Origin of the sequence: Brasilonema octagenarum UFV-OR1 (assembly GCF_963888615.1) — a bacterium.
Taxonomy (GTDB): domain Bacteria; phylum Cyanobacteriota; class Cyanobacteriia; order Cyanobacteriales; family Nostocaceae; genus Brasilonema; species Brasilonema sennae.
Genome location: NZ_CAWPKW010000027.1, coordinates 1 through 919, shown reverse-complemented (window position 1 = coordinate 919; position 919 = coordinate 1). Strand labels below are relative to the sequence as shown.

Here is a 919-nt window from a genome sequence, read left to right as displayed (position 1 = left end):
CTTTACGACCGTGTAGAAATCTTGAATTATCCATCATCACTAGATCACCTGCTTCCCACGGTATCTTCTCGGTTAATTTGTCGAAGATTGTCTCAATTTCGTCAGCGACTTCATCAGAAGCTCTTGAACCGTCCTCAAAAATTGCTTCTTCTGTTTTTTTCTGATATACCCAAAAATGATTGGCAAATGCATTTTGATGAGTATATTTGTTTTTTACCACAGCTGAGCAAGTATATTCGACATAAACAGTTTTATCATCGTTAAACTGATAACTGACACCATCAAGACTGTCCAAGATTTGCTTGATATCATCTATAGTATGAGCACTATAACCTAGAATTATCTTCAACCTATCAACCGGAATATTATTATAAGAAAACTTTAGTTGCTTGGAAATAAATAACTGTTTCGACTCTTGACTCAATTCCTCCCACACTCGGACACCATCCCAGAACAAAGTTTCACCTTCTTGTTCGGCTGGGACAGTACAGCAAAACCAAATAACATCAGGTCGAAAGGGAAAACAAGAATTTTCGCAATGAGGAATAAGACCATCTATCCCGCCATCTACAAAGTTGACGAACTTGTCAGAATCAATGCTTACTTTTGTAAAGTCTATGATGTGTCTGCCACTAAATTGTTCTGAAAAATCTTTCATCTGCTTGGGAGTTACCCCAAAACCTCGAAAAAGAATAACTCCAGATGACTTGAATAGCTCCATAGTCTCTGCTACGGAGAGGTCAAGAATATTTTGGCAATCACTACTATATAGTATCTTTCCTGTGCTGGTGCCTAGAGCTTCAATTTTACTGTTCATAATATAAATGTCTCCGATTATTTGGGATTTATCTGTTCCTTGTGTCAATCAAGTTGACTGTAAAAATAAAAAAAATTATATTTCGATAAACTTGTTTATTTT

The 919-nt window shown here is 36.1% G+C and carries 1 protein-coding gene; it reads right to left on the bottom strand.

Going from position 1 to position 919, the window contains the following annotated elements; genetic code table 11:
• On the bottom strand, positions 1 to 817 hold an 817-nt coding region (locus AC5590_RS01400), incomplete at its 3' end, for a TauD/TfdA dioxygenase family protein (protein ID WP_169269023.1).
• Positions 818 to 919: the final 102 nt, after the last annotated feature.